Annotated in this window: 19 protein-coding genes; 9 read left to right on the forward strand and 10 right to left on the reverse strand. The window is 36.5% G+C overall.

Features of this window, described 5'->3' with window-relative positions:
* Nucleotides 1-61: 61 nt before the first annotated feature.
* On the reverse strand, nt 62-1,549 hold the full coding sequence (locus I6F10_RS02545; RefSeq protein ID WP_197098372.1) for a DEAD/DEAH box helicase: 1,488 nt from the start codon (nt 1,547-1,549) through the stop codon (nt 62-64).
* A gap of 3 nt (nt 1,550-1,552) precedes the next feature.
* Nucleotides 1,553-2,083 carry a hypothetical protein gene (locus tag I6F10_RS02550; RefSeq protein ID WP_197098373.1) on the reverse strand — a complete coding sequence of 177 codons (531 nt, stop codon included), beginning with the start codon at nt 2,081-2,083 and terminating at the stop codon, nt 1,553-1,555.
* A gap of 126 nt (nt 2,084-2,209) precedes the next feature.
* Here I6F10_RS02550 and I6F10_RS02555 point away from each other — a divergent pair, with 126 nt between their 5' ends.
* The gene (locus I6F10_RS02555; RefSeq protein ID WP_197098374.1) at nt 2,210-2,440 is read left to right on the forward strand and encodes a helix-turn-helix domain-containing protein; all 231 of its coding nucleotides are present in this window, start codon (nt 2,210-2,212) and stop codon (nt 2,438-2,440) included.
* 319 nt (nt 2,441-2,759) lie between these two features.
* Here I6F10_RS02555 and I6F10_RS02560 read toward each other — a convergent pair whose 3' ends face one another.
* Both I6F10_RS02560 and I6F10_RS02565 read right to left on the reverse strand, forming a co-directional pair.
* Nucleotides 2,760-4,019 carry a Y-family DNA polymerase gene (locus tag I6F10_RS02560; protein WP_197098375.1) on the reverse strand — a complete coding sequence of 420 codons (1,260 nt, stop codon included), beginning with the start codon at nt 4,017-4,019 and terminating at the stop codon, nt 2,760-2,762.
* On the reverse strand, nt 4,004-4,420 hold the full coding sequence (locus I6F10_RS02565) for a LexA family protein (protein ID WP_197098376.1): 417 nt from the start codon (nt 4,418-4,420) through the stop codon (nt 4,004-4,006). Before I6F10_RS02565 ends, I6F10_RS02560 begins: the two co-directional genes overlap by 16 nt.
* A 229-nt stretch (nt 4,421-4,649) precedes the next feature.
* On the opposite strand from I6F10_RS02565, the gene I6F10_RS02570 reads away from it, so the two are divergent.
* The 5 genes from I6F10_RS02570 (at nt 4,650) to I6F10_RS02590 (ending at nt 9,189) form a co-directional block, all read left to right on the forward strand.
* Nucleotides 4,650-5,099 carry a hypothetical protein gene (locus I6F10_RS02570; protein WP_197098377.1) on the forward strand — a complete coding sequence of 150 codons (450 nt, stop codon included), beginning with the start codon at nt 4,650-4,652 and terminating at the stop codon, nt 5,097-5,099.
* A 124-nt stretch (nt 5,100-5,223) separates the two neighbouring features.
* Nucleotides 5,224-5,958 (forward strand): endonuclease, encoded by a 735-nt coding sequence (locus I6F10_RS02575; RefSeq protein ID WP_197098378.1) that lies wholly within the window; start codon nt 5,224-5,226, stop codon nt 5,956-5,958.
* A gap of 650 nt (nt 5,959-6,608) precedes the next feature.
* Entirely contained in the window at nt 6,609-7,277 is a 669-nt protein-coding gene (locus tag I6F10_RS02580) for a TauD/TfdA family dioxygenase (RefSeq protein ID WP_197098379.1), read from the forward strand.
* A gap of 8 nt (nt 7,278-7,285) precedes the next feature.
* A complete protein-coding gene (locus tag I6F10_RS02585) occupies nt 7,286-8,251 on the forward strand; it encodes a hypothetical protein (RefSeq protein ID WP_231619861.1) in 966 nt (321 codons plus the stop codon).
* Nucleotides 8,252-8,325: 74 nt separating this feature from the next.
* A complete protein-coding gene (locus I6F10_RS02590) occupies nt 8,326-9,189 on the forward strand; it encodes a hypothetical protein (RefSeq protein WP_197098380.1) in 864 nt (287 codons plus the stop codon).
* Nucleotides 9,190-9,560: 371 nt separating this feature from the next.
* Here I6F10_RS02590 and I6F10_RS02595 read toward each other — a convergent pair whose 3' ends face one another.
* The 3 genes from I6F10_RS02595 to I6F10_RS02605 are packed head-to-tail and all read right to left on the reverse strand — an operon-like array spanning nt 9,561 to nt 14,742.
* Nucleotides 9,561-12,509, reverse strand: coding sequence for a type III restriction-modification system endonuclease (locus I6F10_RS02595; RefSeq protein ID WP_197098381.1), 2,949 nt, complete (start codon nt 12,507-12,509; stop codon nt 9,561-9,563).
* Entirely contained in the window at nt 12,509-14,461 is a 1,953-nt protein-coding gene (locus I6F10_RS02600) for a site-specific DNA-methyltransferase (RefSeq protein WP_197098382.1), read from the reverse strand. The genes I6F10_RS02595 and I6F10_RS02600 overlap by 1 nt, the downstream gene beginning before the upstream one ends.
* Nucleotides 14,462-14,475: 14 nt before the next feature.
* A complete protein-coding gene (locus tag I6F10_RS02605) occupies nt 14,476-14,742 on the reverse strand; it encodes a hypothetical protein (protein WP_197098383.1) in 267 nt (88 codons plus the stop codon).
* A gap of 575 nt (nt 14,743-15,317) precedes the next feature.
* Between I6F10_RS02605 and I6F10_RS02610 the strand changes: the two genes are divergently transcribed.
* The 3 genes from I6F10_RS02610 (at nt 15,318) to I6F10_RS02620 (ending at nt 20,070) form a co-directional block, all read left to right on the forward strand.
* Nucleotides 15,318-17,372: an ATP-dependent nuclease gene (locus I6F10_RS02610; RefSeq protein ID WP_197098384.1), complete on the forward strand. Its 2,055-nt coding sequence runs from the start codon at nt 15,318-15,320 to the stop codon at nt 17,370-17,372.
* Nucleotides 17,372-19,054 (forward strand): UvrD-helicase domain-containing protein, encoded by a 1,683-nt coding sequence (locus tag I6F10_RS02615; protein WP_197098385.1) that lies wholly within the window; start codon nt 17,372-17,374, stop codon nt 19,052-19,054. The genes I6F10_RS02610 and I6F10_RS02615 overlap by 1 nt, the downstream gene beginning before the upstream one ends.
* A 692-nt stretch (nt 19,055-19,746) precedes the next feature.
* Entirely contained in the window at nt 19,747-20,070 is a 324-nt protein-coding gene (locus I6F10_RS02620) for a hypothetical protein (protein ID WP_197098386.1), read from the forward strand.
* Nucleotides 20,071-20,386: 316 nt separating this feature from the next.
* Here the strand turns inward: I6F10_RS02620 and I6F10_RS02625 are convergent, their stop codons facing one another.
* From I6F10_RS02625 to I6F10_RS02635, 3 genes are read right to left on the reverse strand one after another with little or no spacing between them, the layout of a single operon-like run.
* Complete coding sequence (locus tag I6F10_RS02625) at nt 20,387-21,727, reverse strand: tyrosine-type recombinase/integrase (protein WP_197098387.1); 1,341 nt, start codon at nt 21,725-21,727, stop codon at nt 20,387-20,389.
* 25 nt (nt 21,728-21,752) lie between these two features.
* On the reverse strand, nt 21,753-22,745 hold the full coding sequence (locus tag I6F10_RS02630; RefSeq protein WP_197098388.1) for a hypothetical protein: 993 nt from the start codon (nt 22,743-22,745) through the stop codon (nt 21,753-21,755).
* Entirely contained in the window at nt 22,738-24,774 is a 2,037-nt protein-coding gene (locus I6F10_RS02635; RefSeq protein ID WP_197098389.1) for a site-specific integrase, read from the reverse strand. Before I6F10_RS02635 ends, I6F10_RS02630 begins: the two co-directional genes overlap by 8 nt.

Genomic DNA, 24,774 nt, shown 5'->3' on the forward strand with positions numbered 1-24,774 from the left:
AATTTTATATTAAAACTAATAATCAATGGTTTGCATAATTATATTTATTTGAATAAAAATTTTAAAACATCTTTGTACCGTATTGATTAAGTTTAGCCAAAGATTTGTCAGAAATGATTAATTGGTTGAAGCCATCAATTTCAATCTCTGTATGATTATATTGACCAAAGATTCTCATTATCTTGTCAGTGGCTAAGGTTATTTTGCTCTCTAGTGTTTCATCAATAGGACCTAGAGTTTTATCGGTTATGTCTTTTTTATTTCCGATACTAATAACTGGTTCGTCAATAAAAATATCTTCAGGATATCCGTCAGTACTAACCCCCTCACTCCCTTTAGTCGTTCTAACTTCAGTCGTTATATCTTCGTCCATTAAAGCGAATTTTACTTTTGCTAATTCATCTGGGATGTCTAGAGCCACGCGGTAGGCATACTCAACAAGGTTTGGCTCTGCAGGCATAAATAGAAACGCCTGTTGGTCTGGCGCATCAGTAATACGCAATATACGCCCCATTACTTGGCGGTAATACATCTCTGTTTTCACGTTTGAAAGGTAGCAGCACACCTGAAGGCGCGGAATATTGGTGCCCTCAGATATCATTCCCACACTGATGATCCACTTTTGGTGGCTATATCTAAAAGATTTAATAAGGTCATTTCCGTTGCCTTCATCACTCGTTACAATAACAGCGCTATCTCCAATAGTCTGGTGCAGAATTAGCTTTATTTGCCAAGCATGGGTAATAGATGAAGCAACGATTAGTCCGCCTGCATTTTTATTTATTGTTCGAAGCTCATTTAGCTTATAATTAGAGTGGATTAATAGTTGCTCTATGACGCTTATGTAAGTCACAATCTCAGAATATGGGATAATTGATTTTGAAAGCAGGTCAATAAAGCTTGTGAAGTGACTTGTTTCATCACCCTCAACAACTGTAATCTGATCATTATCTAAGGCAACGATTTGCGGAATTCGGCATACATTGTCAGAAGTTGCTTGTTTTAAACCATATATGTAATCACATTGTATTTGCCCAGTCTCATTACAGTAATCAGCCAGTGCGATAGGCAGCGCATCGGTTCGCCACGGTGTGCCAGTTAGTGCGATTGTGTGAGTAGCTTTTTCTTTCATAGTTGTTATTATCTGCTTACCCCAAGCATTAGCATCTTTTATATTTGTTCCTGCGCAATGATGAATCTCATCGAAGATCACGAATACTCGATATTTATCAAATAAGCGCCATACCTTATTATCCAGTGTACTTAAAGCCTGATAGGTAAATGAATTACCCAGTGCACCAATAGTTCCATCAAAATGCGCTTCGAATTGTTCACTCAACGCTTCACTAAAATCATGCGCTACTATTGAGGAAGGAGAGAAACACAGTACTAGATCAATATCACCTTGGTCATACAGTAATTTAGCTAAAACTGAGGACATCACGGTTTTACCTGCACCTGGCGTTGCAAGGGCTAAAAAGTGTTTACTTGTTTCATATTTAGAAATCGCAGAGCGAATGCACTCTGACTGCCAATTTCTTAGTCTCATATATTAATCCTCTCTTTTTGATTCAATAAGTTCGTTTAGAACTGAAATCTTTCCTTTTAGAATATAATTCTTTTCCTGAACTGCCATGTAACGATCTTTTAAATTGTCATGTTGGTCAGGGTAAATTTCTTTCAATGCAACATACTCTTTTACCGCGCCTAAGCCCTCTAGTAATGCTGAGTTATATTGATTTAAACGTTGAAAAAGCATTTGGGAGTAGCTGATAGGTGAACATTCATGTGCCTCCTCTGACTCCTTTGCCGCTACCATTCCTTTTAAAGTTGCGTGATCAAACAAGTCACTTTTGGTGTAATGAGTAAGCCCTTTTTTTTTGGTTGTGCTTCTTATTAACCAACCCCTTCTGGTTAATTTTAAAAGCTCCTCATAAACGAAACGGCGGGAAGCCGTCGGATTAAGTTCTGCATCCTGCTTTATTGCTATAAATGCCGTTCTAATTTCAGTTGCAGTGAAGTGATTGACGTTGGGCATACACAGAATTTGGATGACAGTTTTGTCTAGTTCGAATTTTTCCATGTAAAAACCTTAATAAATATAATAAAACTACATCAGATATGCATATATGCATTAATTATGATTATATGCAATCGTTTAAGTCAACGCAATGTGGGATATTTAGTCTTTTGTGCCTGAGACATACCAATGGATAATTTTTCAAAAAAATTAGGTAAAAATATCAAGATGATGAGAGTTTTGAAAGACAAAAATCAGGCTGAGTTATCTTTTAAGTCTGGCTTAGATCAAAGCTATCTAAGTCGAGTTGAAAACGGTACCGTAAACATTACAGTCATTAAATTATGCCGTATAGCTAAAGTACTTGAGTGCAATTTGATTGAGTTAGTGCCTGAAACTGATTACAGCAGCACACTTTAAATGTCTTATATATGCCACCCCAAAGTCAATATATCCATTTTTATTATTGTAGATGTGGGTAAATGAGGTAGTAAAAAGTAGAACTACTTTTTACTACCTGCTCTCTATTTTTGCAAAAGGATACAATGCTCTAGAGCTGACCTTTCAGAAATTTCCAGCATATGAAAAGGAACTAAAAAAGCAATATTCCAATCTATGCTTTGTACCATAGTAAAAGTATGAGCTAGTACAAATAGGTTTTTATCATATTTAATTCTTGATAAAGGTGACCCAATCACAATTTATGGCTGAAATGCTAGCTCCTATACTATTCATCATCCTAATCACATTTTATTACAGGTATATCTGTCCAGCGAGTCGTATAACGTGGCGATAAGAAAGTCCGCTTCATATTCCACGTCTGTGTTAGTTTTTCACTCCCTATTGATAAAGTCCCCACACCATAGCGTTTATTTATCGCATCTAAGCATTCCATCATTTTAGGTTTATCCTCACTAACAGAGAACATATCGGCTTGTTGAAATAACTCACTTTCTAATTCTATTGCGCCAATACCGCAGCGATAAAAGCGCGTGTTAGCCTTAAAAATATCATCAATAACATCTGAAACAGCCTTAGCTATAACGCTGGTGTCTGATGTCGGTATGGGAAACTCATATAGAAGTGATTTTTTGTAGTGCTCATCTTCATGCGGTGAGCTGGCAGCAAAAATAACTACACGCTTTGTTAATGATTGCTGTCTTCTGAGTTTTCGCCCAACAATGGCGGCGTGTGTTACTAAGGCCGATTTTAATGTATTTAAATCACTTACTCTTTCCCCGAAACTTCTAGTTGAGTATATCTCTTTTTTATCTTGCTTTATTTCATCCCAACTTAGACAGGCAATACCATTTAATTCGCTAACAGTTCTCTCTACGACAACACTGAACATGCGCCTCATTGCTTTAGGGTTTTGGCAAGCCAAGTCCCAGGCTGTATTAATCGCCATTAACTTAAGTCTTTTTCCTAAACGAGAGCCGATACCCCAGACATCAGTGACATCCATTCGCATGAGTATTTCTTTACGAGATTTTTCATCGTTAATAACGGCCACACCGTTGTAACCTGATAGTTTTTTTGCTGCATGGTTGGCCGCTTTTGCTAAGGTAGGTGTTGTGCCAAAGCCTACACCAACCGGTAACCCTGTTTCTCGCCAAACTGCACGCCGGATTGTTTGCCCATAGTCAGCCCAATCGTCAATGATATTAGAGAATCCCGTAAATCGTAAGAACGACTCATCGATACTGTATACATAATGGTCGTCACAAAACCTGTTTATAACTGTCATCATTCTTTCGCTTAAATCAGCATAAAGCTCATAATTGGAAGAGCGAACCACAACATTGTGCTGCTCTAAATAGTTTTTAATCTTAAAGTAAGGCTGAAATTTAGGAATGTTAAGCTTTCTTGCAATAGGGCATATGGCGCAAACACACCCATCATTATTTGTAAGCACCACCACTGGTCTAAAGCGAACTGAGGGGTCAAATACCTTCTCAGCACTCGCGTAAAAAGCGACAGCATCTACGAGGGCAAACATCGATTCACTTCAGCTTTATTTCTGTGTAGGCGGATGCTCGCAGTAACGACACCCTCGAGCTTAAAGTCATCATCATTAGAAATATAAACAGACTTATAATCTTTAGAGGCAGAGATAAGTAAGCGTTTCGATTTATCTATGATTTTACAAACAAACGAACCGTTATAACTAGCAACAATAATATCGCCAGTATTTACATCCTCAGCTCTATCAATGACTAATAAGTCACCATCGAATATTCCTACTTCTTGCATGGATTGCCCAGAAGCGATACCAATAAAAGTAGCATTCGGGTGTTTAATGATTAGTTCATCGATTGAAATACCGAGCTCAACATATTCTGCGGCAGGAGACTCAAAGCCGGTAATGCCTGCTTCTATAAAAATTGGAATAACGAACATACACACCTCAAATACTGTTTATATGTACAGTGTAATTTAAGGTTTAAATTATGCCAAGGTTCTTTTTGTGAGACGATAGTTTAATTAGAGCTGATATAAGCATGTTTTAGACTTAAAGATGAAAAACCCCTTTAATAACAATTAGTAAAATTGCCATCGGTTTGTTAAAATTTCACTAGGGAATTATGAGCTTACTCAAAGCTTATTTTAATTATGGAATAATTTACTGATGACTTTAGTTAAAAACACTATTGTATCTTTGCTGATGCTTAGCTTTATTACTGGCTGTTCAGCCTCTAGACACGCTATCATTGCCGGTGACTCTGAATTAACAGATGCTCAAGTGTGTCGAAATTACCTTAATGATAAAGATATCCTCGCTAAAAGTTACACCGCCGAAAATACTGATGAAGCGAACTATATCTACGCGCTTAACAGAGAAGTTAAATATAGAACACTCACTCAATACAAATGTGAGATATTATCTGTCGCTGCGCCAAGAGCTGGCGGGTCAAATAACTATTCTTCTGGTTATGCATGGGACCAGTTTTATGATGGTAACTACAACTTAGTCAGGCGCTGTCGAGATAAGTCTACGGGCCAATTTGCATATAACAGCGCTTGCTCTGGTCAATATCAAAATGACAATACATGGACTGGGAAGCAACTTTCCGATTAAACTTTAAAAGCACAATATCTTAGTTCTACAATTAAAATTGTCAGTCACCACAAATGAGAACTAGCTTATTAACTCATTTATTATACGTGACATATTTAAACCGAAATAGGTACCAAGAATCATAATGAAAGCATCCACAATTTCACTGTTAGCAACACTTATTTTCTCTGCTGCCTCTTCAGCAAATCAAGAAATTGACTCATTTAGCAAAGCTAAACGACTGCTAGAAAAACAAGTTTATAACAATCACCGCATTACCCTTTATTGTGGTGCGACATTTGATGCTAGTAAAAAAGTAACCGCACTTGAGGGTTTTTCTACAACAAAGTACGTCAAACGAGCTAAAAAAATTGAATGGGAGCACGTTGTTCCAGCAGAAAACTTTGGTCGTACTTTTAGCGAATGGCGAGACGGGCATAAGCAGTGTGTAAATAGTATGGGTAAGTCATTTAAAGGTCGAAGGTGTGCGGAAAAGGTAAATAAAGAATATCGTTTTATGCAAGCTGATATGTTTAACCTTTATCCGGCCATTGGCGCTGTGAATGCTCTCAGAAGCAATTATAACTTTACTATGCTTCCAGCAGCCCAAAGCGACTTTGGACTTTGTGCGATGAAAATTGACGAGAGAAAAGCAGAGCCACCTGAAATAGCCAGAGGGCAAATTGCACGTACTTATTTGTATATGGAAACCACCTATAAACGATACAACATGAGTAAAGCGCAACGCCAGCTAATGAATGCCTGGGATAAAATGTATCCTGTTGATGCTTGGGAGTGCACTAGAGCTGAGAAGATTTCAAAGCTACAAAAGAATCAAAATGATGTAGTTAAAAGCCGCTGTGAGAATATGGGTCTCTAACTATATTGTCTTGAAGTGGCTGTATATTCAAATAAAGCTTTCAAGCTTGTACATATCTATATTAGAAACAACATTTAAAAGAAGTTTTTATGCGTCAAGAAATACATGAGGTAACTATTCAAGATATTGAAAACGATTTATTTCTCGTAACGGGCGACCGTGGTTTAAAGAAAATGAAAGTCACATAGAACCATCTCAAAGCGTATTCCTGGACTTCCCAACTATCACTAGACACCTGCTTATAATCTTAAAGTACAAAACGGAAGTAAACTTCCGCTTTGTAAGCTTGTATTGCTATATTTCGGAAGCAAACTTCCGTTTCAAGGGCTTCAAAGGTAGTTATCGGAAATATACTTCTGTTTTTGAAAGCGTTAACCTAGATAGCTATATGAGCCATTTTTCGGGGTCTTATTTGAGCGATAAGCGGTGATCTAGTTAAGTAATCATTAACTTAGTAAGAATAGAGGAAAGTTTCCTCTTTTTTACAAGTTTATATAGGCTACAGCAAGCATAATATTTATAGTTGGCAATAGTTTACGCTATTTACTATTAATATAAGTTCATAAAATAAGAATGTTTTTGTGCTAAAGTAGGGTAATTGCACTCTGATAAAACTGTTACGGCTTCCTCGGAACTTGGTGGATCTTGATATGGATATTAAAAAAAAATTATTGGATAAAGGATTTGTTTTTATACCAAAGTGGCAACCTAGTACCAAAATCGACTCTTTAGCTGAGCAGCTAGGGAATGTAATAAAGATCAGTGATTATGAAGATCATTCAGGAATACCTGACGTACAAAAAATTATACCTAAGCAACGAAGCAAATCATTAAAAAACCAATACAGCGGAAAATTTGGTTTAGACTCTTTTCCTCTTCATACTGATTTAGCCCATTGGTCTAAACCTCCAAACTATCTAATGTTGAGATGTATACGTGGTTTTGAACAAGTTTCAACAAAGGTTTTACCGTTAAAGTATATATTACCGCAAATAACAGAACTTGGGTTTGCTCGCTCTGTAGTAAAACCAAAAAATAATGAGCGTGCAGTGCGGGGGTGTTTACTACCTCTATCATTTCAAAACAATAATCAAAAATGTATTCGCTGGGATTCATTGTTTTTGGAGGCAGCAAACGATAAAGCTGAATTAATCCAAAAATTTATTTTGAAAGATGAAGTTTGGGATATGGCGATCAATATCAGGTTAGTCCATCAAGGTGATACTCTTATTATAAATAATCACTCACATCTCCATGCCCGCTCTAGTATCCCCAACGATTGTGTTAAACGTGAACTTGAACGGATTTACTTTAATTAGAGAAACATATGACAATAACAACAAATAACCCTTGGGAGTCAGACTCTCTCTACGCTAAAGCACTTACATATATTCAACAGATGGAAAAAAATATTGCTGAGGATTGGCAATATGGTCTTTGGTCATCGCTAGCTTTAGAATTATTGGCAAGATCTGCCTTATCAAATATATCTCCCGTTTTGTTGGCTGATGCCAAAAATTGGAGGAATATATCATTTGCACTAGGTAATGCGCCAACAGCCAAAAAATTTAACCCTATATCAATTTCTACTAAGGAAGTTCTAGCGAGGCTTACAGAACTATTGCCAGACTTTACAGAAGAAATGGCTGGGTTTTGTTCAAAGCATACGGATGATAGAAATGCTGAATTACATACAGGTGAAGTTATATTTGGCAAAACTGGAACGGCAAATTGGTTACCCCGGTTTTATCAAGCTTGTGAGACATTACTAAAATCAATGGGTAAGACGTTAGATGATTTAATAGATGACTCTGATCATGCTGAGTCATTAATTAAATCTCTTACAGATGTAGCGGCTAAAAGTGTCAAACAAGATATAAGCGCTCATTCGAAAGCTTGGTCAAATAAGTCAGATGCAGAGAAACAAGATGCTGCATTACAAGCTAAGACTTGGGCTACAAGGCAATTCGGACATAGGGTTGAATGCCCATCTTGTTCATCGACTTCACTTTTACATGGTGCGCCTGTTGGAGCAGTATCAACAGAAATCATTGATGGAGATGACGAAGTAATTCAAAGACAATCAATGCTACCTTCTGCTTTCGAGTGTATTGCATGTGGTCTTAAAATCTCTGGTTTTTCAAAACTTTCTGCTTGTGGGTTAGGTGATACATTTTCTGCAAAAACAACTTATACGGCAGCAGAGTATTTTGAGCTGTATACAGAAGATGAATTACAGGAAGCAAGAAACGAAGTTGAAGCATCATATGAGCCTGACTTTAATGAGTATTAAAACCTTAAAAGACCTTTGTGTAGGCAAAAACAGTTTGCTATTTACGGTAGTGTTAGGCCTCTAGGAGGGGATAAATGAGTGAAACTGCGGGTACGATTATAAAGCTGCTAGCAGCTCTTACTTCGCCTAAGGCATGTATTAAATACATAATAGTTGCCGTTACTTTATTGATTTCTTGGAAACACCTTGAGCCAGTTATCTCTGAGACTCAAATATCAAAAGAACAACTATCAATTGTATTACTCTTACTTGGTGTAGGAGTTGGCTCACTTGTGGGAGAAGCAATATCTTGGGTTGCTGATTTCTTATCGGAACAGCATAAGTCAAAAAAAGAAGCGGCGCTTAAACAAAAGATAGAATTAGAAAAGGCCGAGAGTGAAAGAATTGAAAAAGAAGAAAAGGAAAAGTTACTATTAACAAATATTCAAAGCTCTTTTGAGCATCTACATTTCGAACAGAAATCTACTTTAAGAAAGTTAACTCTGAAAAATGAGACACTAGATATGTCTGAGCCAAATAATTCAGCGCTAGAGAAAAATGGATATATTCAAAGGCTAGTAAATGTCAACTTGATGAATTACATGACCCAAATTAACCCTCTCATCATCGATTTCATAGAAGAGCAATGGTCAGCCGAAAAAGAATCAAAGGTAAAATCATTCCTAGAATATAACGAGCATGCAGAGAAATTACTTGAGTTACTTGAGGAAGACAATCAAGACAAGAGCTTCCTTGTTCATAAAGAAGTTCTGAAAAACACTTCACGTTACTCAGAGGGAGTTCGAGGGCTAGAAGGTAATAGTAAAAATAGTAAAGGCTACTGGTTGTGGTTCGAGGATTATCTTTTAGATGAATTCGAGAAAAAGACTGGGAAATCGTATGTTGATGAGGCTTTCATATTCTTTCAGAGAATTACTGACAACGAAATAGGAGCCTAACAAGCGCATGTTTTCGAACAATTTTTCCGCTGCACTCTAAACCAGTCGAATAAGGACGTTAACTATGTCTGAAATTGGTACTTTGGCGCAGTTGGGCTTGGAGCGATAACCGGTCATTGAGGTTGGCTAAATATCGTCGCTAATTGATTTGTTAAACAGCTCTTTGCGCATATATTCATGAAAATGAGCGCTGTGCGCATATTGGTTCATTTAACTTTACTCAAAAGTTAAAAAAACTTATTGATAGTAATACCTTAGGTTATTTGTTAAAACTATATAAAGTAGTTAATTACTCTAATAATGAAATGGAAACACGATAATTTTGAATGGGTATTCATTCATTGTGAATAGGGAGGATTGCCCTCCCTAAATTACAAACACTCAGCAGCAATAGATTTCTTGATTAGATCATAAATCACATCATCAGCATATTGCGTTTTAAACTCAACTTTCACATCTTTACTAATTTGGTTGAACAGCTCTTTGGCGTGCTCAATTTTTCGTTCTTCTTCTTTTCTTAAACTGTCTTTACCATCGACATTTTTTGTTTCAATGATGAAGTTTAAGTATTCACCCTTGCTTGTTTTCACCACGTAAGCAAAATCGGGTGAATACGTATAACCGCCTGATACTGGAATCTTGATAGAATTCTTCGGTATCTTAGTGAATACAGTGACAGATAACAAATCACCGTTGATCTCGCCTTGAGTGATGTTCTTTTTCTCTAAATCAGAGTCATAGAATACATCCTTAAACAGATAGCTATCTAGTGGATTAACAGTTTCATCAGACTTAACACCGAGATCACTAGCTGCAACATCTGTTAGCGGCTGACCAGTTTCGTTTGTAAACTTAGTTGGATGTACGCTGTTAGATATGATGTTGTAACCTAAACCAAACTTACTAAACGAGTTATAGAGCAAAAACTTACTGAATCCAGACTTTATCTTACGGATCGTTTGAATATTCAAATAGTCTGTAATATCAATAGTATCTTGTACCGCAATAAAAGCTTTGTGTATAGTAGACGGTTTGATAAAAGCAGCTTGTGATAGACGATTAACAAATTCTTTGTAAGTCATGGTACAAAACTTAGTAAAGTCGTCATCATCACCCAACAACGTTTGAGACATAGCAATATCATTGCTGATATAAACCTTCTCTTTACGTGTCTGAATACCTGTTTTCTTAAACTTGTCTGATTCTTCAACTAAGTAGCTTTTGAATAAGTTCAAGAATTCGTCTTCATTAGCAATTTTATACTCAAGAACCGCTTTTTGGTTGATTATATCCCAAAGCTGTTTTAGCTCGTCAAACTTGCCTACTCGCATTTTTGAACTGCTTTTGCCCTCTGTAGCTATTTTTATCTTGTTTGGCTTAACACCAGATGGGAAAGCACTCGGATATTCTTCTTTCAGCCTCGTGTAAGCTCCAGCACCAATAAAGTTTTCATTCTCATCAATGATGCCTTTGCCTACCAAATCCATCATCACTTTCAGTGAAGATAAGTCGGGATAATGAGCCGCTATCTTGTCTTTGATTTCAACTGTTAATTTTAATGGCACTGTTTCTTTAAACGATGTTTTGTTAACTTCTTGCACCAATGATGAAACAAAGTCTTTCTCGGTGAAATCAACAAAGTAGTTCAAACGGAACTCACCATTTACACGAGCCATAAACTCATTGACGGGCAAGCGCAAACCACGACCAACTTCTTGTAGTTTCGATGTTGTACTACCACTAGAACGCAGTTTACAAAGCGTAAAGATGTTGGGATTGTCCCAACCCTCTCGAAGCGTCCACTTAGAGAAGATAAATCGTCTAGGGTTGTCTAGTGACAAAAGCAGTTCCTTGTCATGCAAGATCTCATTGATTTCTTGTTCGATTTTTTCATCTTTGTCGCTGTTATCTTTAGAGAAGTAACCACCGTGAACACTACTAATGTCGGCTATGGTTTTCTCAAGATATTGTTTATAAAACGGATCTTGTTCTTTTTTCAGCAGTGCTTTAGCTTCTGCTAATGCACATTCTTCAAACTTTGTTTTCAAACTGCCAGAGATGTTATTACCATCACGATAGCCTTCAATATCATCAATGAAAAACAAAGCAAGTGGCTTGATGCGTGGACGTTGCGTAAGCATTTTTTTTTCAACTTTGAAGTGCTCTTTAATTGCCCTACGCATCATGTTCTCTTCGAGTGTTTCTGAGTAGGCGAAAGGGTTTATAGCTTTGTTAATTTTAAGCTCAACACCATTACTCAAAAGAACCAGCTTCTCTTTAACCGCTATATTTTCAATAGTTAAATCGTGTAATTCCGAATGAGCATTCACTAAAGATTCACCTTTACCGATCTTTATTAATTTTTTAGTGCCATTTTCATTAAGCTCGAATGTAACTTCTTTACTTGTTAATTTCTTGAGTATCAGACTGGCGACATCATCACCGACCATTTCTTCAATAAATGTGTTGATTCCTTTTACAAGATCGTCATTAAACGCATCAACCGCAGTCAGGCGATAGACAAGATTGGTGTATTTTTCATTGAATGTTGCACCATAACGAATAATGTTCTGTGCATTGAATTTCTTGATCGCATCCCACGTTTTACCGCCATCGGGAAATTTATGTGGTTCATCAATAATAATAAACGGCTTAACTGCACCGATAGCTTCTATAGGTGTGTTGTATTTGTTATCAAGTAAACCACGATCATACACCTCTGTCATAGATGGTGACGTTACCATTCCAGAGTTAATAACCATCACATGTATGTATTTCTTATTAAAGTTGCTGGCTTCTACAAAATCATGAACGGCATGCGGCATGTATGACTTGGTGTTTTTCTTCGATGACTTTTTACTTTCAACAACATATGTTTTCAACTCACGGTCTGTTTTTCTAAAGTGATCTTTTAACGCATCACTTTTTAAGAAATTGACAGTGCCTGCTTTGATTGAAAGTGTCGGTACAATAATAATAAACTTGTTGATACCAAATGCTTTGTTTAGCTCAAACATTGTCTTGGTATAGGTATAGGTTTTACCCGTACCAGTCTCCATAGAGACGTCAATCACATTACTATTTTCTTTGTAGTATTCTTTAGTGTGCTCAATATTGTTGAATTCATGAATCTTTTTAATATTCAAAGCCAACTGTTGTTTAGTGATCACTAACTCGGGGTTAGCGAGCATGCGAATACTTTGATCATCATCTAACTGTGGCTCTGCACCAACAAACATACTCAGAACGGAATCTACACCAGCTTTCTGGTGCGGTAAGTTCTTTTCAAATGTAAAACCTTTACTTTTTTGAGTAGACATTAGTTGCGTACCACCAAATCGATTTCGATAGACTTCTTGTTTGTGTAGCTTTTTAACGCTTCGTTTAAATCCATCTGTTTACTGCTATCAAAGTTGTTTGAGTAGTAAACAATCTTATTAGGGCCAAAATCTTTATCGTCTGTATCATCAAGCTTATGAAGGAGTGCTTTCAGTGCATCAGCACTGAAATCTGGTGCAATCATATACAAATGTCTGTCGCATAGATGCGCTGTATAACCAGCGAGATCAATATCAATAATCGGTGTTGTCAATTCACTACCGTCATACAAAGCCCAAGTTGCTAACAAAGTACTGTATTGCTCATCTGATAAAAGTACGTCATTGAACATGGTGTAGTTTGACAGAGATAGTTCATTTTCATCATCTTCAACACGGAAATCTTCAACAGTTTCAAAAATCTTAAAGCCATTAGTTTTGTTGTCAGAGTTAACTCTGTTTAAGCGTTCTTTTGTTAATTCAAAAACGGTTTTATAACCATTTTTGAATGTTTCAGAATTAGTTTTTGATGGTTCATCCAGCTGAACAGTTATGAACTTATAAGTAGTATTTTCGTTTCGGTTTAGATTCATTACTGCGTTTGCGGTTGTTCCCGAACCTGCAAAAAAATCCAATATCAACTCATTTCCATCGCAAACGTAAGATATTAGTTTTTCAAGGAGCTGAGTAGGCTTAGGATTTGTGAATGCCTTTTTCATCTCAGGAAAGAGAGAGCGTAACTGATTTGCCCCTAAACGACCATCAAGCTCAATTACACTAGAAAACTTCTCTTCAAATTCATTGGCATAAAGCTTCAATTCTATGATTTTATTATGATCTTTTCCGTATAGGATTTTGTCAGCCGCAATTAATTCTTTCATTGTTGATTCTTTAAAGCGGTAGCCCATTAGGGGTTCTTTACATGGTTTTTGAGTTTCTGGATGTAATACATCATATCTGTATCCATCTTTGCCCGGGTTATGTACACTTTGACTACCTGTAAAAACACCGCCCTTATCAATGAATTTGTATCTATCCAGTTGACCAAGTTGGAATTTATTTTCTTTAAACCATTCTGTATATGCGTTTTGTAATTCTTTTGCATCAGAATATTGTGAAATCAGTTTTTCACCAATACTTACCAATATATCTTTTACATCAGATAGATTACTTTTCCATTTACGTGCTACTTGAGACTTATTTTTAGCATAAGCAATGATATATTCATGCTCTGTAGCAATATTTGTAGGATTATTATCGGTTACATTTTTCCAAATAACATTACCTAGAAAGTTTTGCTCACCAAATATTTCGTCACATAATATTTTCAGTTGAGCAAGTTCATTATCATCCAACGATATAAAAATCACTCCACTTTCTTCCATAAGCTCTCTCGCCACATAAAGACGTGGATATATAAAAGTGAGCCACGCACTATGGCTATTCGAACCTTGATCTGTGAAACTTAGAATGCGTTCAGATTCATCAATATCCACACCAGCTAGTTCAGAGAGTTGTTCTTTCGTGAATTTACGGTCATCATTATACGAAAATCCGTCTTTACCAGTGTTATACGGAGGGTCAATGTAGATCATCTTGACCTTTTCACTGTACGCATTAACCAAGTGTTTAAGCACTTCAAGGTTGTCTCCCTTGATCAGCAAGTTTTCACTATCTTTGTGCTGTTCTTGTGAGTTGTGCTCTACATCTGCATGAATCAAAGTCTTTGGCGGCAAGTTTGCTAGTAGACGAGAGTATGACTTTCCTAGCCAGTTCAACGAGTAGCTTTCTTTCGACAACTCAACATCGCTTTCATTGACAACTTCAAGCATTCGTTCTTGGATGAAGTTGCCATCACGATCAAAACAATTCGGAAAGTGTTTTTTCAAAATAGCGATCTGCTTACTGTTTGTTGTTTCTATATTTGCGAATACTGTTTCTTCTTTAGTGTTCATTTTTATCCCAAATTCTAAACAATTTTGATAGATGCTTCTGTAAGACCAATGCGTTGCAGTTCTGCAATCGCACCATCTAAACTTTTAAACACACGAGCCTCATAAGGCTGTCTTGAACTACTTAGTACCAATGGCTCACCATTCCACTCTGTCCCGTCAAAAATGACGGTGTACTCGCCTTTAAAACCCACAATTTGTGCTCTATCTAGAATCCCGCTCATTACTCGCTCTTTAGCCATAGAGCTGAGTATGCAGTTCCCACCGTTTATACCAGAAGTCATACATATCTCTCGATAGTTGTTTTTGTAACAATATCAAATATCGCTGCAAAACTGTAGTTTTGTTAGAGGAATATTTAGAAGTGAATTTTTATACTGAATATCTGGATTTAATATTTCACAAGAAAGTCTTGGTGAAAACAATAAAGGGCAAAAGCGAGTTAGAGTTTCAACCAAGAACGTACAGGATTGGAGTAAGTAAGCCAATATCACTTATTGGGTGTATAGCAAACTATCGGAAGTCCATATGTCCGCTCTTGTGCAAATAGCTTCAAGTAAAGACTGACCATAAGCCCAGCCATGATTCTCTTGGTTGAAGTAATCAAGCGTTTACCAGTAACCCTCAACTCCTTACAACTTATAGGTATTAATAAGCCGTTTTGTTCTTAATCACAAATGGTCTAAAAGACAACATTTAGTTTATTATCACATTGTTTTACATGTGATATATAATATACCTTGAATAAAAGTTAATTGCCGTTAGGGTTAATTTCTTTCAAATTTTTTATTGATAGTGTGAGTGATGAATCGATAATAATAGATTTTACTCTAAGATACATTGCGTTTAAGGGAACTAAATGAAATTGAACAAAGTATGGATTTCGGGCTATAAAAGCATCTCTAATGACCACCCACAAACAGTCGAATTTGATAAGAATGTGACTGCGTTTATAGGACACAATGGCACAGGTAAAAGCACCGCAATTGAAGCCCTGAATAAAATATTCGCAACAGATCATTCACTTCGTGGAGTTTCACCATCCGACTTCCACCTATCTAACGAAGATGACAAATTTACTCCTCGTAATTTGGTCATTGAAGCTTGGTTTAACTTTGAAAATTCTGATGGAAACATCTCTATTCCAACCCTTATTAATGGCTTAACTGCAACAAGTGCCGATGGCAAGATTATCTTCAGGGTAAGACTTGAGGCTAGTTTAAGCTTTGATTACAATCCTCTTGGTGATGTTGATGAAAAAGTATGGGTTATTGATGGTGATATGCAAGTTCCTGAAGACGATAACAAACATCGGTTATCGGCAGTGCAACGAAATGGAATCCAAGTTCATTATGTTCCGGCCAACCGTGATCCACTCGTCCAATTAAAATATTCATCAAGAGCCGTATTAGGTCGGCTTCTTAGAGCAATAAAGTGGCAAGTAGGAGAGCAGGCACAGTTTGAAGCCAAAGCCCAAGAGTTAAATGAATTAACAGCGGAAAACTCTGCTTTAGTTCAGATTGCTACTGCAATTAATAAAAACTGGCAAAATATATACAAGGGGCAACACCTAAATGAAGCAACCCTCAATTTTCCCGTTGGAGATATCGATGAAATATTAAAGTTAATTCAGCTTCAATTTATGTCTGATGCTACAGGGAATAAGGTTGATACAAGCCGTTTAAGTGACGGACAGAAATCTCTGGTTTATTTTGCTTTAACTAAAGCTTTACTTGAAATAGACAAAGCAACCAGAGAAGCTGTTATGAAGGGAGAAGACTCTAATTTTGACCCTGAAAAGATGAAGCTTCCTATCTTTAGTTTAATTGCTTTAGAAGAGCCTGAAAATCATTTATCGCCCCATTATTTAGGTAGAGTCATAAAGCTAGTTAAGGAATACGGCGGTAGTAAATTATGTCAGGCCATTGTATCGACTCATTCACCTTCTTTAGTAGGAAGAGTTGAACCACTTCAGATCAGACATTTCAGGTTAGACGCTGATACAAAGAGCACTCAAATTCAGTCATTAACTTTACCTGATGACGCAGATGAACAGGCGAAATATATTAGTGAAGCGATAAAGGCTTACCCAGAAATTTATTTTGCTAAGTTAGTAGTCTTAGGTGAAGGTGACAGTGAACAGGTGATTTTACCAAGATTATTAGAATTCTACGATACAGATGTTGACTCTCACGCTATATCAGTTGTTCCTTTAGGTGGCAGACATGTAAACCACTTTTGGCGACTATTAAATGCTTTAAAGATTCCGTTTGTTACCCTTTTAGATTTTGACATAGATAGAAATGGTGGTGGATTTGGAAGGATTTATTATTGTGTTGAGCAGTTATCCAAATTTAATCCAAATATACGCTATCTCCACAATGGGATTTTAAAACAAATACCAGCATGGGATTCATCAGATAACCCTGTTAGTTATTGCATTAATTATGAAGTCGATGGAACCTCAGAAACAGAAAGTATCAACATACTATCGAAACTCGAAGACAATAATGTATTTTTCTCAAGCCCTCTTGATATTGACTACTCAATGATTTGCGCATTCCCAGATATATTTTGTGAAAAAGATAGCGGTTATGGTGAACGTGGGCCTGTTGAAGGCAAAGAAGACGAAGAAGATACAGATAAACCCAAACGAGAAACTGCGCTGATTAAAGCTGTACTTAAAAAAGGTAACTCAGGAATACGCTACCCCTTTGGCGATGAATGGGAAAGAAACTTTCTTTGGTATAGATATCGCTTTTTATCGAATAAAAGCAAGCCAGCATCTCATGTTCGCATGATGTTAAAAATTGAAGAAAAATATGATGCGGAAGAAATAAAAGAGATGCTACCACCTGAATTAACCAGATTGATGGAAAAAGTTATCAACCTTGCTGAACAGGTAATCGAATAATGGTGGAATGGAAGCCATCACTTGGTATTGAAGCAACTGACGAGTTGATGGATATTATTAATTTTGAAGGTTCGCTCTCAGTGCTGGCGGGAGCAGGCGCTGGTAAAACAGAATTGCTCGCGCAAAAAGCAAATTATTTATTCGCAACAAATAAATGTTCTTGGCCTAAAAGAATACTGTCTTTGACTTTCAAAACAGAAGCCCAAGAAAATATAAAGAAAAGGATAGATCGTCGCTGCGGGCAAAAGTCAGAACGTTTTGATTCATTCACGTTTCATGGCTTTTGCAAGAGTATCATTGACAGATTTAAGAATATTCTCAATGAAGCCGAACGACCAACGGATAATTACGATATTGTCCTCAAGCAAGCAGAAGCAAACGGTTCCGATAAAATACTAATGAGCGAATTACCCACGTTAGCACTTAAAATAATAGCTCAAAGAGAAGATATAAAAAGTATTTTTTCGATGTCTTACGAATATGTTTTTGTTGATGAATTTCAAGACACTACAAACCAACAGTACTCATTGCTAAAGCAACTATTTTGTAATACTACGACTAAAATTATAACTGTGGGCGATGTTAATCAAAGTATTATGCTGTGGGCAGGAGCTAGACCCTCAGTATTTACAGATTTCTCAAATGATTTTGCCGCAGAGAAAATGCTGCTTCTTAAAAATCATAGAGCATCAATAGAAGTGCAAAACGTTTTAAATGTCGTTTTAGAGTTTGTTGAAGGAGCTGCCGCACCACTAACTGTACTGCAAGAGCCACCTACAAATTGTACAGTGCATCTTTTTAGTGACGAGCTACAAGAAGCTCAGTTTATTGCTAATGAGATACAGTGTGCCATTCAAGGCGGTATTAAAGAAAGTGAAATCTGTGTACTAACCAAACAGCATTCTGCTGAGTATACAGAGCTACTTAGAAGTGAACTTACTAGGCTAAGTATCAATAATTTAGAGATGAGTGACTTGCAGGATGCTTTGAAAGAGCCGCTTGGTAGGATTTTTTCTCTATTCTTAAAAGCTGTTGTTTGTCCAGAACCAAAAGTTATAACTGAGCTATATGACATTTATAGAAGTTTAAATCGGGTTGAATTAGGCGATGATAAAGAAGCTGAATTTACTTCATTGATTGCAAATTTTATTTCTGAGAAACAAAACACATTTACTTTGAATGCAACGATTGAAAACATCATTTCAGATATACAAAGTTTTATTCATTTCTTAGGTGTACAAAAAATTAAAGGACGCTGGAAGCAATACAAATCACCAGCCTATTATTCAAGCGTTTTGCAATCGCTTGAGTTGCACTTTAGAGATATGTACGTGCAGTCTGGCAGTATTCGTGAAACGGCGCAGTTATTTACCGCCGACAATGCTGTTCAGATAATGAATATCCATAAATGCAAAGGGTTAGAATATCAATCGGTATATCTCATGGGACTGGAAGATCAAGCATTTTGGAAGTACAAGAATGAACCATTTGAAAATAATTGTGCAATATACGTCGCATTATCAAGAGCCAAAGAAAAGATATACGTAACCTACTGCTGTAACAGAGAGCATCGGGTAACACAGTGGCATGATAATAGAAACTCCACCTATAACTCGGTCAAACCAGTGTTTGATTTACTACTTGATAACTGTAAATTTCAGGCAGTTAATCATATAGTATAAATAATACAACTCACTTTAATGCATGATTCTGTGGAAATGAAGAAAAATGGGAGTAGCTTGATTAAGCTATTCCTAACCGTTCAAACTTTTAGTGGGGCAAAGGCGAGTTACCCTTATAACCCTGTCTAAGGACAGAAGCTAGTTAACGTGACTACTGAGTATCAAGGAGGAGCACCAACTGCCATCGTATCAGGATATCACACACCTCCATTTGTCTTTATCAGGGATAATCGTTTGTTTAGAGATGGATATATGCGTTTATCTCATTGTTAGCAAGAAAACAAATGGCGTGATATTCTAAAGCGTACAGCTGAAAAGAATTTAGCTCAAATCTAAACTGTCAGATCAAGTCTGAGCTAGTACATTTAAAAATCATTAAACTTTGATACTCCGTTAGCTTTTCTCCACGCAACAGCTATCTCAACAAGTTCCAACTTTCGTTGCTCTTCCTCAGCTATTCTTTTTCATGCTCTATTAATAGGGTCTGTAGTATAATTGAATCATCAATAATTACTGGTTGTACTTTTTGCTTTTTATATCAGATATGATTTGTGATACTTTTCTAATTAACTTATTTGCATCAGAATTACAGACAAAGCAATATGCCACTACTGAGGGTTACTCACTTTAATTAAGTTAAGGTTAATGGAGATTTTGAACTTATTTGTAATGTAAAAGAGATGGAGCTGCATATGAAACATAGGCCAGAAGGCTGGGTTGTTTTAACGTTTCAAACAGTTGATAGTAAATCCTGCTATGTGTTGTTTTGTTCTTGGAGAAATGATGATGAATGGAGAGTAAGCTCAGGTTCAATGGTTCTACCTCACTTGTCATCTTGTGAAAATTACTGGATTTGGCCTCAGATATCAGGCTCTATATATGAGCTCCCCGTTGGTGAAGAAAATTGCTACACCTTCTACACTGGTGCTGTATTAGACAATTTGTTAGCAATAGGATATCGCGATGGCACACAGTTAAAACGCATATCACTTAAAGATATTTTGGAAGATAAATAAGGCGCTTAGCGCCTTACAATCAGTCTATTTTTTACTTTTGGAGGTAGCTGGCTCTACTTAAAGTAGATACTTGAGGTCTTTGCTAAACAAAGATAAGGAATATTATGCTGTAAATGTTATTAGTTCTGCAGCAAAAGCTAATAAATGAATACAATAAAAGCTAATAAATGAATACAACAAAAGCTAATAAATGAATACAACAAAAGCTAACGGTGCTTCTTTAAAACGATTACCTGTGGTGTTTAGACATCTTTGTCATTTAAGTATCATTCAGAGGATAGGGATGATGCATGACTCAACCTTTCGGCTTCGATAGTTATCCTAAGTGCAACTCCATAGCCCTGTTATATGCTGATTTAACATCATGAATTAAATCAGTATCATTGTCAGTGTCATCTAAAGATAATGAAGATGGGAAGAATTCGATGTATACCTGTTCTCCCGTTAATCTCTCTATAGTCCTAATATAGTGCATTGTAGTTTCCAGGTCCTTGTGACCTAATTGACGTTTAAGAAACGAATGGATAGTGGTCTTGTGCGTTTCACAAATATAAGTGTCGTTTACTTTACCCCAGCGATGTAGCAACTGAGTTGCGCCAGTGTGACGCATAAAATGAGAAGTGACATGAAAACCTAAGGCTTTAGATGCCTTGTTAAAAGCTTCCTGTAACTCAGGAACTGAGACTGGCTTCCCAGTTTTATTTAGCCATAAGAAGCTATCTTGTTCGTTCCGGTACAGCTTTTTAGCATGTTTACTCTTGCAATAACACCTTTCATATAATTCTTGGCGCTTACTACGGTGGGGAATTATAAATTTTTCATGAATTAATTTCATCGTTTCAATGTGAATAAGACATGTTGCAATGGAACCACCTTTGTTTTTATAGCGTAATTCTTGAAAACCAATAGTAGAGTCCATTTGACCGAATCGTTTCCAATTAGGGTTTAATCTATTGGATTTAACTGGTATTTGCATAACACCGCCAATTCGCAAAAATGTTTGTAGCATTGTTGCAGCCATTACAGCATATACAGGATCTTGATTGTCTAGTTCACTATAGAGTTTCTTAAATTGAGACATCGAGACAACCTTTCCTCTATAATCATCTGAATATTCGCACCATTCTTTTGGAATGAGTGGTTCTATATCATATTCATAATGGCTACTAAATTGTTTTGTGTGTGACAAAAAGTCTCCATCTCGGTCCTTAGATACAGTAGCCTTATATTTACCTTCAAAAAACATATTGTGAATTACTCCTTCAGAGCGGAGGTAATCATAAAACTCACGCAGAGGGGCAATATAATTTTTGATTGACTGTCCTTTCCAGCCCCAGTCATTGTGAAGCAAGTTTACAATTTGCTTTAATTGATAATAGTTAATGTTTAGATAGTTTATGCTTCCAGCTTCAAGTAAATCACCATTTTCATCAACAAACAAAACCTCATTCTCTATGCAGTTAAGCATAAATTTGATGTTTTGTGCCATATCATAAATCCTTTTACCTCCGACCTTTTTTAACCTACCGGGCATCGCTGTCGGGTGATAAAACCGTTTTGTTAAAAATTGCAATAGATGCATATTTACACCGGAACCAGGGTAATAAGGTATGGGTACAGGGTTTCCAGTGAGGCAATTAAGTTGTAGGTAACTCATTTTGATTATCCTTAACTAATAAGTTTTATATATGTCTTATGATCATGATTTCATCGAACTGTTCGTCTAACACACTAATTTCATCTTGAGTTTCATAAAGCTCTCTGAATGTGCCTTCTTCGATTCTTCGGTGTTTGAAGTTTCGTTGAACAAGTACGTCATATGGCGTATCAAAAATAACTGCACACACTTTTATGTCAGTAGTCAATTTCATTTTATAAGGTAAAATTAAGCTTAACCATTGCATTCGAGAACGAAGAGTTAGGTTGGTGGCATCAATCACGACTGGGTGGCGGTCAGGATAATAACAATTAGACGTGAGCCAAGTTGTCTTACCAGATCCAGGCATACCTGATAGCAAATATATGCGCATAGGTAGGCTTCGTTGTAAAAAATTTTTTAGGGCTTCTCTTGAAGAGCGCCATGCAACATCTTTAAGTGCTTTATTGTCAAATTCATAAATACCTTCTGCGTTATATAGCTGCTGATCAGGTGATATTACTTCTGCTTTAGCAAACGTAGTAAAGCGATTTTGATCGCGCTGTAACGCTGAATATGATGCTTCAATAGCATGTTCTTGTGTTTTAGATAATTGGTCTACAACCTGAGATAACTCAAACTTAAATTGTTCATTTTTAGCAACTAAGTCGGCACAACTCATATGAGCTTGATTTCGCTCATTTTCTAATAGTTCGTTTTGCTTTTGTAATTTACCTAGCTCTGATTCAACTTCATTGTTTATTTTTTTATTTTGAAATTCTGCGCGCCACTGAGATACACTGTCAGCAAAAGCTTTATATTGTTTGGCTATGTGAGGAAGTGTTTTAGGCTTGATTCCTTTAAAGTAATCTCGGTGTACACCTACATCTTCACTAATTTTAACTAACGAACATTCGTTGACCGAAGCATTCGCTATAGCTTTCCCCTTATGTCGAGAAAACGAAGCTTCTAAAGCTTTTATCTTTGTTATATGACCTTGCTCCTTTATAGAAACATCAGGCTTTTTAGCTTCAGTCATTATTTAGTTCCTCCTTATAGAGCTCTTCCAAAACGTCCCTATAATTAGTAACAAAGCGTTTAGCTTCTTGTATCAGGTCAAATACTTGGTTAGTAGAATTTAAATAACTAATGTAAAATTTAAACGTCTCAAACAAGCCATCGCTCCAAGGTTTTCCTATAAGAGCATCAGAGCACTTAATACCTACACATTGCGCTGGGTTAGGTAAAGTAGCCATTACATCAGTAACAGCTTTACTAAACCCGCTTTTTTTTCGAGCTGCTTGATTCTCTTGGGAGGCGCAAGGAGAGTCAGTAGTATCGTTTGTCATGCGTAAGCAAACAACACTCATCGGTGTTAGTAGGGCAAAGATATGATTATTAGTCATGCGTTGTAAAAGCATTTCCTTTAATCGCTCCAATAGCTTTACTTGTAAATCCATTTCAGTAAGAGATTCACTTTTATACTTTTCTTCTATTTCCGCCTTAATAGTTTCAGCCCCTTTTTTAAGTTGTTCACCTTTTACACCTGCGACGCTACCTTTAGATATTGCTAGTGCCATATCTTCAGCTAAAGATTGCTGAGCAGTCGTGATATTTCTGTTACGTTCGGCGATCACAAGAGGGTTATAATTAATATACGCATCAGGCATTAAGTCATTCGAGTGGCCGAATAGTTTTTTCAATATTAAAATAGCAGCTGTACTGTTGGCACCGATAAAACCTGCAAGAGTAGAACGTCCGCAATGAGCCGAAACAGGAACATTGGGATCAATTGTTTCTAATTTTATATTAAAGTGGTTAGGCAGAAACCTAAGTAGTTTATTAAAGGCTGACTCTTCTCCCATGTAATATTCGTCTTTTATTGATGAATCAGCAACTTTAGCCAGAGTCTTATGAAAGACAACCTCTCCATCTCTATTTAATTTAGCTTTTGTTGCTAGCATAAAGGCCTTGGCGGTTTGTGGAGGGATAGGTAATACGTAATTAATTAAATCAGTCTTTTGAATATTACTTACTATATAAAATATATTGTCACTGCGCTTTGAAGCGATGCAGGCTTTTGGTGATAACTTCCTTAAATCTATGTTCCTCAGCCCAGTCGTAAGTAAAATAATCCAAGCACAGGCAGATTGTGTGAGTTGCTGTAAGTTAGAGTAATAACTTTGAGGTAATTGCCTCTCTGATGAGAATGTCATCGGCATGATATTTTCTAACTTTGTTTGAAATTTATTCTTGATAATTGTGTTGAGGGACTTAGGGAATCTTCTACACCTATTTTTAGGTAGGTTTTTTGTTTTATTTTCGACTTCATTAAAAAAATCTATAATTGTGTCTCCGTAGTCATTTATAATCATCAAAGATGTGGTTATGATTGAGCTGCAGCATTCTTGTGTTAAAGGCATATAGTGAGTTATTTCATTATTTAAACCAAGTGCTTTTTTTAAACTTGGCACCCATTTACGAACGTCTAAACCGGCCTTACTCCAAGGTGTGATTATATTTGATACCATAAAATATGCACTGAAATAAGAAGGAGCCTCTATCGTTGTTAGATCATTAATGAAAGAAAAAGGCGCCAGTCCAAGAGTGCCTTTTAGTTGTAAATTTCTATTTGCAGCTAGACTAATATCATCTGAAAGTAAATCACTTAACCCTCTGAATTGCTCACCTTCATTGGCGATTAATATTCTTTTACTTGCTAGCATTTCTTTAAATGTATTAATAAAACCAATTACACGAGGCTGAACCGTCGAAATATTAGCACCTCGAATCTGTATTAAGATGAAGGTCGCTACTTTGCACAGAATAAGTAATGGCTTTTGCTCTGGCTCAGGAAGCCAATCTATCCATTTAAAATTATAACGATTTGAACCTGTGCAATCCCAGTATTCATCAGAAAATGCATTATTGGTTATTCGATTCATTGATTGATTTTTGTATTGCTCTTCGAGGTGAGTTAAACACGCCCATTGTTTTTCACCTATTGAAGTGTGACTGCTATAATCAGCTAAAGTATCTTTGGTATTGAAGGGAATGGTATTAGGCAT

The organism is Pseudoalteromonas sp. SWYJZ98 (assembly GCF_015864495.1).
Taxonomy (GTDB): Bacteria; Pseudomonadota; Gammaproteobacteria; order Enterobacterales; family Alteromonadaceae; genus Pseudoalteromonas; species Pseudoalteromonas distincta.